The sequence below is a fragment of the Microcoleus sp. S28C3 genome (assembly GCF_036700785.1).
Lineage (GTDB): Bacteria > Cyanobacteriota > Cyanobacteriia > Cyanobacteriales > Microcoleaceae > Microcoleus > Microcoleus asticus.
Window position 1 is genome coordinate 1 of sequence record NZ_JAUBPO010000174.1, and the last position, 9,187, is coordinate 9,187.

The window sequence follows — 9,187 nt, forward strand, 5'->3', positions numbered from 1 at the left end:
TAATTTACAACTCTAAATGCCTACTTTTCTTTGAATTCAGTTTTATTCTCTCGATCCTTTCCTTCAGGGCACTACCGAAAGAGGAAGCAGGAAGGAGGAAAAATGTAGGGTGTATCCCCAGCAAACAGCAGCTTGAGGGATGAAGGAGCAAGGCGATTTTTGCGATCGCAATTCCTCCAATTTTTTAAATGCTATCAAGGGAATTAAAGCGATCGCACTTAATTTAGTGGTAGTTTTCCACAGGAAAAGGGGGGTTTTCCACAGAAATCAGCAAGTTTTCCACAATAGCTTTGATAATTATCGAGCAAAAGACTATTGGTACAAGTTCCGAGTTTTTTGGATTTCTACGGCCATTTTCTGTCGTAAGTCCCAAGGTAGCAGAATTTCGACTTCTGAACCCAAAGCTCGCAACCACCTCCGGGTCAATTGTTGATCTATTTGCTATGGAAGGTTCCGGTAAATTGAAAAAGGGGGAAGCTGCTAGGGTTTGTGGTCTGCCCATAGGTCGTGCGGAAGTCACGAATGCCGTCGGCGGTAAGTTCACCCATCTAACTTTGGTAAGTTTCATCCCATAACCAAGTCTAAATCACCAACCGCATCAGCCCCGGATCAATGACCTCCCGTTAGTCTAAAATCTCCTGATTTGTTTTTGGGCTATATTAGGCATATATTCCGCATTTATCTATAAAATAGTACATAGACACCTCTAATTATTCAGGTTGAGCTATGGATGATGCGTACAATATCCGAGAGGCTAGAAAGGGGTTTGGTAGGATGCAGAAACTCATTCTTCAATCGCTATATTTATCCTCTGAACCCATCAAAAAATATACTTCTGTCAAAAGCACATTACTCAATCTTCAGGATAGAGGTCTTGTTCAATTAAAAGATGATCAGGTTTCTCTAACCGATTTAGGGCAGGCTGTTTGTCAAATTTGGCAAGGGAAGAATGATGATGGAGGAGTAGATTTTTCACCAGAAGCAGAAAGTGAAGGCAAAAAAGAATCATCTAAATTAACTAAAATTAGAGAGGCAAAGCTTGAGAAAAGTAATCAGTTTCTGGATCTCTACCAACAAGGACTCAGTTATCAAGAGATAGGTGATCAGCATGGACTAAGCAGAGAAAGAGTCAGGCAAGTTCTGAATATTAATCCTGCATTCCATGAGTATTTGGAAGAACGCAAGAAAGAAAAACTTGCTGAAGAGAGAGTGAAAGCACTTGCTGAACAAGAGAAAGAAGAACGGTTAAAGAAAGAACTCTATTCAAGAAGCTTGGCTGTCCTCTATCCAGAACGAGTTGCAAAATTATGGGACTATGATAAAAATGGATATCTAAAGCCTGAAGATGTTGTTTCTAGAACTTTACTCCAGGATATATGGCTTAAATGTCCTCTTGATGGACACTCTTGGAAAAAGAAAGTTGGTGATATTGCCACCATCTGGAAAGATAATGGAACAAGTGGATGCCCAATGTGTGCAGGTAGAAAAAAGAAGGCTGAAAAACAGGCTAGTTTAATAGAAGTTTATCCTGAACTTGTTAGTCAATACTGGGATTATGAAAAAAATAAAGGACTTAATTTAGACCCTGCAACCCTTTCTCTAGGTAGTAATAAAAAAGTTTGGTTTAAATGTCCTCATGATGGAAATGAATGGCAGGCAATTGTTGGCTCAACAATCAATCAACAGTGGTCAAAGGGTAATGCTGGATGCCGAGTATGTAATGGTACTAATGAAAGAAAGCGAGGGGAATGGGGTAAAGCAAATCTTATTGGGGTTGAATTTTCTGATGAAGTTGCTAAGTATTGGTTTTACGAAGCAAATAACGAACTAGGACTCGCTCCTCTGAAATTAACCACTGGATCGAGTAAAGAAGCTTTTTTTAAATGTCCTATTGATGGTTATGAGTGGGTAGCAACTATCAGAGCAATTGCAAGAAAATCTTGGAAAAACGGGAATAGCGGCTGTCCAGCTTGTCGAGGGTTAGTTGCCACTGAAACCACATCATTAATTGCTCTCTATCCTGATTATATATCTCAGTATTGGGATCACGATAAGAATAATAAACTAGGTATATTTCCTAACAAAGTAACTAGGGGTTGTCAACAAGAAGTTTGGTTTAAGTGTGCTATTGACGGTTACGAATGGAAAACCAAAATAGGTGGAATCACAAAAAGTTCGTGGAGCTTAGGTAATAGCGGTTGTGCGCGTTGCTTTGGCTGGAATATAGAAGCTATCCGTCAGTTTGTTGCTAGTTTAGAAGTTCATATTCCCAACCTAACTCAGGCTGAACTATATAAAATATTTGAGCAATCCGGTGTTTTAAATACAACGAATACTGAGGGACTCAAGATCGTCAAAGATATTATCAAGGGTAAACTGACAGGGCAAAAACTTCGAGATGTAATTCAAGGTAAGCAAATCAAAATATCTGACGTTGAGATTAGCTTAGATGAGGATATAAAAGGAGATTCTGAACTAAAAATTGTTGATGAAACATCTCAAACTTTTGAAACAAATGGTAATTCTCCACAACAACTTGATAAATCTAATGAACTGCCAAGAGTAAAAGTACAGAAAAGCCTAGAATTTCTAAGCAGTCAAGTTGTTGCTTCAGCAGATCAAGAGGCGATTGATTTCTTTATTGCTTCTAGGCTTAATCGGATTTGGGCAGAAGTTTTTGAGGATGAATCTGCTGTTGAAGGTGTAGAAGCATTTACCGATGAGGGTTATGGTCGTCAGGTGAGAGATCAATTTCTTGACGAATACAACCAAGCGCGGGATATGCAAATTCCGTCAGGTTGGGCATTCCGCATTAATGGCAAAATTACCCCTCCAAACTTAATGCAGAAGCTAGCGGCGGTACAGCTACGCAATCGAAAGCGGATGTTAAATCTTTCGTTGACAGGAACAGGTAAAACGATAGGTGGCATTCTTAGCAGCCGCATTATTGATTCTCATCTCACAATAATTATCTCTCCATTAGATACAATTCCAAACTGGCATGGAGAAATCAAGCACGTTTTTCCAGATAGTCGAGTAACAATAAAAAACTTCAATCCTCATTGGTTAGAGATTGAGGAGGGACATCACTACATTCTGCTGAATCATGAAATGTTCCAGCAACCCTCAACACCTACTCACATTCGACAACTGCTAGAACGATACAAAATTGACCTCATCATTGTAGATGAGATTCATCGTTGTAAACATCGTAGTGATAATCCATCCAAACGACGACAGATGGTTCTTGCACTAATTACTAATGCAGCGGAGAAGAATCCGGCTCTTAATGTGCTTGGAATGAGTGCAACTCCTGTAATTAACAACCTAAAAGAGGGTAAAAGTTTAGTTGAGTTAGTAACAGGTGTAGAACGATCGGATTTAGGTGAAACAGCTACACTCAACAACTGTATGCGTTTACATCAGGCGCTTGTTACTCTGGGAATTCGCTCTAGAGTCAAGCCCAAGATCAAAATTAACAGGGTTTCGATTCCAGTTGATTGTACTCACTCGGTTGATGAAATGCGGGAAAAAGCTACATCTATTTTAAAGATGGAGCAACTTCTTACCCGCGCCAGAATTCCAGCCATTTTGAAGGAACTTCAACCAAAAACAATTGTTTATACTCATTACGTTGAGGGCATTGTCGATCAGTTAAAAGAGGCGATCGAGGGAGAAGGATGGACTGTCGGTTTTCACATGGGGGGAGATAAGAGTGGCCGTAACAATTTTATTGATGGCTCTACAGACATTTTGATTGCTAGTAGTGCAATGGCTACTGGTGTCGATGGATTTCAACGAGTTTGCGATCGCCTAATTCTGAATATTCCACCCTGGACAAGTGCTGAATTAGAGCAGCTAGAAGGGCGATTGAATCGTCAGGGGCAAATTCACGATACTCTCACTATCCTCATGCCTGTAACTTATGGTTTAGACAACGGAGAACGCTGGAGTTGGGATGAGGGGCGATTAGCTCGGTTACAAAACAAACAAACAGTTGCCGATGCTGCGGTTGATGGTGTGATGCCTCAAGGTCAGCTACGTACAGAATCTCAAGCATTTCGAGACTTGCGGCAGTGGTTAGAACGATTGAAAACAGGCGAACAAAAATCAATTATTCGCCCTAGAATCTTTGTTCCACTTCCAGATGTTGACCCTATAGATGTGCAGCGACGTAATTTTCAGTACGGTGATTTTAGCCGTATGAATGCTCGTTGGAATAGCAGCTACAGTCACACTACCTACGAACGCTTACAAGGCAATCCAGAAGAGTGGATGCAATACCATACGCTTTATCAAGAAGCTCGAAAAACCTGGTCAGTTACTCCTTATGAGGAGGCTATCAAGTGGCTTCAGAAGCGCTCGGATTTAGTAGTGGCTGATTTTGGTTGTGGGGAAGCGTTGATAGCTAAAGCTCTTGCTAGTAAGCATACCGTTCACAGTTTTGATTTTATTGCTATCAATGATTCAGTCATCGAATGCGATATGACTCATGTGCCTTTAGAGGATAGCTGTCTGGACGTTGCGATGTTTAATTTGTCACTGATAGGTTTGAATATGTCTGATTATATTCGAGAAGCAGCCCGTACAATCAAACTTGATGGACAGCTCTGGATTTATGAGGTAACTTCCCACATCAAAGATATTCAAGGGTTTGTTAGTGGACTAGAACTAGCAGGTTTTAGAATAATTGAAAATATCGAGGTATGGAAATTCCGGTATATTCGAGCAATCAAATCCGAAGAGGTTGAACTATCTCAAATTAGAGTACAACTCTAGTGTACCAAGCGGGCTAACAAATCGTTGTCGCGGAATTTTGAGGGCGGATTTGCAAATTTCGCTTGAGTTTCAAGCTTTATGGGGTCATACGGGCGATCGACTTTCACGAAAAGACTGCGGTAATCTAGAACCATAACAGATGCTTGCTAATATACAAGTAGCAACTTGGTAGAGCCTATGACATTAGCAATTGCGATCGAACCTGCCCAGGAAAGAAATTAATGCTCATGACGTTGTACGAGTCTGTAAAACTCGCGTCGTTTTTCACAGGAAATAACTATGCCCTTCAGCGCTTACAAAACAGTCAGTTCAGTCCTCAAAGAATTTCAGATTACCTACACGGAATCTAACTTCATAGTAGAAACAGAGTTTCACGTCTCTGACTATTTTCGAGAAGATTTAGAATTTACAATGCGAGAAGGAGTGGTTGACAATTCTGAATTTGCAATTTGCGAAAATTTAATTTATCCAGTGATCAAAGAAGTTTGGAAGCGCTATTACAGCGGATTTGTTTTGTGGAGCCATCAATCTCTCACCTACGATCAATATCTTTTTGGATTTCCTGAATATATTTTAGCTAAACGTTCTTCATTAGGAAAAGTTGTTTTTGAACAACCTTACTTTCTGTTAGTAGAAGCGAAACAAGATAACTTTGAAAATGGATGGGCGCAGTGTTTGGCGGAAATGATTGCGGCACAGCGACTGAATGAAAACTCAGAGCAAGATGTTTTTGGAATTGTATCAAATGGGGGAGTCTGGCAGTTAGGCAAACTCAAATCTAATGTTTTTACTCGCAATCAAATGTTTTATACAATTCAAGAATTAGATCGGCTTTTTGCCGCGATCAATTACGTGTTTCAACAGTGTGAATTGCTGTTGGATGCTGAAATTGGCGATCGCACTTAAACACTATACCCCATCAATCCGCTTCCCCAATCAATGTAAAAGCCGCCCAATTGCTGGGTTGAGGATTCAGCCGCATCGTCGCTAACATCGCCTGCCGCAGCGCCACCGCTTTATCGGAATTCTGCTGCAATTGACGGTAAAATTCTGTCATTAAATCCGCTGTCGGTGCGTCGGGCACAAACCACAGCGATACCACAATACTCGAAACTCCGGCAGAAATAAACGATCGCGACAACCCAAGCACCCCATCCCCCGAAATCGTTCCCCTGCCCGTATTGCAAGCGCTCAGCACCACCAATTCCGCGTTCAGCTTCAGGTGAAAAATCTCCCCAGAAGTCAGCAAACCGTCGCCTGCTGCATCCCCTTGATGTAGGGGCGGTGCCCCCGTGCCCGCCCCGGTTGGGGGAGTGCGATCGGGTGCAAGCGCGATCGCCCCCGGTACTCCCAAATTCCGATCTTGAAGTTCGTTGAGCAATCCGTGAGTCGCTAAATGAATGATTCTCGCTTGCGACATCTTCTGCGCGATCGCCCTTTCCGTAGCATCCTTGCCGACAACTGCTTGCGTTCCCAGTATGCTCGCAATTGCGATCGCTTCTTTTTCGGCCCCCGGCAAAGGACTCAAAGGTGTCGGCGCCTCATCCGGGATCGATCGAATGCTGGGCATTGTCGGATTTCCGACTACCAATACTTGCGAGTTCGGGTGCGATCGCAGGCGCTGCCGGTGCTGGCGAGTTAAATCTAATACTTGAATTGAAGGTGCAATTGAGATAGTATGTTTTTCTATTATATAATTGCCGGCGGCATCTTGTAAAGCTGCAAAAGGAATTAAAAACAGCACGCCTTGGGGGATAAAAATTACCCGCTCGCCCTCATTTTTTGGTAAAATATTTGCGATCGGTTCTATCAATAATTTATAGGTTTCATGCAAGTGGCGGTTGATTCTCCGAGCTGAAACCTTTGCTGAATTATTGCCACTTTCTGCGGCGCGAGCATCCGGCAGCCCTCCGCGATTTCTGCCCGTAGCTGCTGCTACTAGCGTATTCTTCGCCGCCTCAGACAGGGAAATATTTAAATTGCTAGTATCAATTTGGCGGAAGGCAATATCGCCACCAGGTGCGATCGCCCAGATATAAACTTTTTCATCAACAATTGAATATTCAATTAATGTTGCTTTTTGCTCCGCAGCAATCCGTTTAATTTGCGCTAAATTTGGCGGTTTGGACGCCGCCAACTGCTCGGATTTCTCAGTTCCCAAGCGAGAAGCCAACAGCTCGGCAAATGCTCGCGCCCTGCCTCTTTCCGCAATTTCTAAAGCTGCTTCAGTTTTGTTTTGAGCAATCAAAGCTTGCTGCAAAAAACTGTAAGTTTCAGCTTGCCTTTCAAACAGCGATACTTTATTTTCGTCAGTCAATCCCGGTCGCAGCGCTTCCCAAACTTCCACCGCCGCCATTAATTTCTTTGTTGCTTCTTGAAAGGTGCTGCTTTTTAACAAAGTTGCGCCGATATTGCTGAGAGTATAGCCTTCGCCCGAAGTATTATTTACTTCCCTAAAAACGGTTAAAGCTTGCTCGTAGAATTGCAGCGCTGTTTGATAAGAATTTTGCTGTCGGTGAACTGTTCCCATGCGGTCGAGGGTGACAGCTTCTCCGGGGCGATCGCCGATTTCCCGCCGAATTGCCAAAGCTTGTTCTAGAGATACCAAAGCTTTGGGATATTCAGCGAGATTGCTGTAAGCAAAACCGATATTAGTTAAAGTTCGACCCACTCCCATGCGATCGCCCGCTGTTTCCAAAATCTCCAGCGCTTGTTTGTAGTAAGATAAAGCTTCTGGATATGCACCTTGATTGCCGTAATTTAGTCCAATGTTATTGAGAGTTGTACCTTTGCCTCTACCGTCATTTACTTTCTCAAAAATTGCCAAAGCTTGTTGGTAGAATTCCAGAGATTTTTGATACTGACCGAGATTGTCGTAAACTGCCGCCATGTTATTGAGAGTTGCCGCTTCACCCACCGCATCTTTCACTTCGCGCCGCAGCGTCAAAGCTTGCTGGTAAAATTCCAAAGCTTTTTGATACTGACCGAGATTGCGGTAAACTGCCGCGATGTTTGTCAGGGCTGTGCCTTGCTCTTTCCGAGCCTTTTGCTGTTGAAAAATTGTCAGTGCTTGCTGATAGTAATTCAGCGCTTTTTGCGACTCGCCTAGATTGTTGTAAACCAAGCCAATTTGGTTGAGCGTTGCTGCTTCTGCCTGGGGTTCGCTAATTTCCCTGAGAGTTGCCAAAACCTGCTCGAATGTTTTCAAAGCTGCACGGAATTGACTTTTGTTTAATTGCTCGGTAGCTGCTTGATATAGCTGTTCTGCTTCCGACTTTTTGGTGGCGCGAACTGTTGGGGTTTGTGCCAGAGATATTTGAGGACAGAAAAAGAGCACCGGAGATGGAGACGCCCACAGCAGAAGCGTTGCACTCGCTAACAACAGGTATCGGGTATAAAATGTTTGGCAGTCGATCGCCACAAGCAGCTTTTATTCAAGGGATTATAATGAGTGTAGATGATTTTCGGTAAATTTACGCATACATTATGAGCAAATTTAACAATTCTAAAGACTGGCGCGATCGGGGTGCTGTGCTAGGTTTAATTTTTACCCTCAGCAGTATCTTGATTTTTCCAGTCTTAGCCCAATCTACGCGCGAATCCCAGAGCGTTTTTCAGCCCTCTTCCGTGCTTGACTCCCCTCAGCGTTCCGGCGGCAATATTGCGGATACTCTTGCTAGAGAAAGCGAATTCAAAACACTTACTTCAGCTTTGGCTGTTGCTGGTTTGACGGATACGTTGAAACAAGAGGGGCGTCGTTTAACAATTTTCGCTCCTACCAATCAAGCTTTTCGGAAAAATGCCGCCGTCTACGCGCAGCTACTCCAGCCGGAAAACAAGGATAAATTAGCGAGAGTTTTGAAATATCATTTAATTGCTAGCAGCGTCACTCCTGAAGACGTGAATAAAGGTGAAATCAAAACTGTTGAAGGCGGCACGGTAAAAATTAGCGTCGCGCCTGATGGAGTGATAATCAACGATAATGTTAAAGGAGTTCAACCGTCAATTGAAGCTAGCAACGGCGTAATTGTGCGGGTAGACAATTTACTTTTACCCCCGGATTTTCAACCTTGAAGCAATTTTTAGGTTTGTATTAGGTTCGTATTAAGTTCGTATTGGGTTCGTAGTTGCGCTTTAGCGCTGAAGCGCAACTACGAAATTTTTTTACTCCTTTGGACTCGAAGAATTAGTATTATTGAACCGCGAAGATGCGTTCGGCGAAGCCGTTCGCGAAGGGTAGGACACGAAGAATCAGAAAGAAGAAGGAAGAAGTAGATAAGCTGTTTCGCATTTAAATTGTGATAATAGCATTTCCTTTGTTTTTAAGTTTCCGTCCCCATTTGATAACCAATTCTCCTTCATTTAAAAGCTTATGCAACAAAACTTCTAATTCTTCAATTGATTTAAA

Annotated in this window: 5 protein-coding genes and 1 pseudogene; 3 read left to right on the forward strand and 3 right to left on the reverse strand. The window is 42.6% G+C overall.

The window, feature by feature from the left end:
- Nucleotides 1-726: 726 nt before the first annotated feature.
- Entirely contained in the window at nucleotides 727-4,779 is a 4,053-nt protein-coding gene (locus QUA13_RS30255) for a zinc-ribbon domain-containing protein (RefSeq protein ID WP_333204502.1), read from the forward strand.
- Here QUA13_RS30255 and QUA13_RS30260 read toward each other — a convergent pair.
- Nucleotides 4,776-4,913 carry a hypothetical protein gene (locus QUA13_RS30260; RefSeq protein WP_333204504.1) on the reverse strand — a complete coding sequence of 46 codons (138 nt, stop codon included), beginning with the start codon at nucleotides 4,911-4,913 and terminating at the stop codon, nucleotides 4,776-4,778. The two genes, QUA13_RS30255 and QUA13_RS30260, sit on opposite strands and share 4 nt — an antisense overlap.
- A gap of 145 nt (nucleotides 4,914-5,058) precedes the next feature.
- On the opposite strand from QUA13_RS30260, the gene QUA13_RS30265 reads away from it, so the two are divergent.
- Complete coding sequence (locus QUA13_RS30265; protein ID WP_333204506.1) at nucleotides 5,059-5,685, forward strand: hypothetical protein; 627 nt, start codon at nucleotides 5,059-5,061, stop codon at nucleotides 5,683-5,685.
- 13 nt (nucleotides 5,686-5,698) lie between these two features.
- Here the strand turns inward: QUA13_RS30265 and QUA13_RS30270 are convergent, their stop codons facing one another.
- Nucleotides 5,699-8,200, reverse strand: a complete 2,502-nt coding sequence (locus QUA13_RS30270; RefSeq protein ID WP_333204508.1) for a CHAT domain-containing tetratricopeptide repeat protein — start codon at nucleotides 8,198-8,200, stop codon at nucleotides 5,699-5,701.
- Between the two features lie 65 nt (nucleotides 8,201-8,265).
- Here QUA13_RS30270 and QUA13_RS30275 point away from each other — a divergent pair, with 65 nt between their 5' ends.
- Nucleotides 8,266-8,853: a fasciclin domain-containing protein gene (locus tag QUA13_RS30275; RefSeq protein WP_333204510.1), complete on the forward strand. Its 588-nt coding sequence runs from the start codon at nucleotides 8,266-8,268 to the stop codon at nucleotides 8,851-8,853.
- Nucleotides 8,854-9,070: 217 nt separating this feature from the next.
- Here QUA13_RS30275 and QUA13_RS30280 read toward each other — a convergent pair.
- A pseudogene (locus QUA13_RS30280) lies at nucleotides 9,071-9,187 on the reverse strand (IS630 family transposase); the annotation flags it as partial.

Coding starts and splice junctions, on each gene's coding strand:
- QUA13_RS30265 (WP_333204506.1), top strand. CDS start 5,059: ATGCCCTTCAGCGCTTACAAAACAGTCAGTTCAGTCCTCAAAGAATTT.
- QUA13_RS30275 (WP_333204510.1), top strand. CDS start 8,266: ATGAGCAAATTTAACAATTCTAAAGACTGGCGCGATCGGGGTGCTGTG.
- QUA13_RS30260 (WP_333204504.1), bottom strand. CDS start 4,913: ATGGTTCTAGATTACCGCAGTCTTTTCGTGAAAGTCGATCGCCCGTAT.
- QUA13_RS30255 (WP_333204502.1), top strand. CDS start 727: ATGGATGATGCGTACAATATCCGAGAGGCTAGAAAGGGGTTTGGTAGG.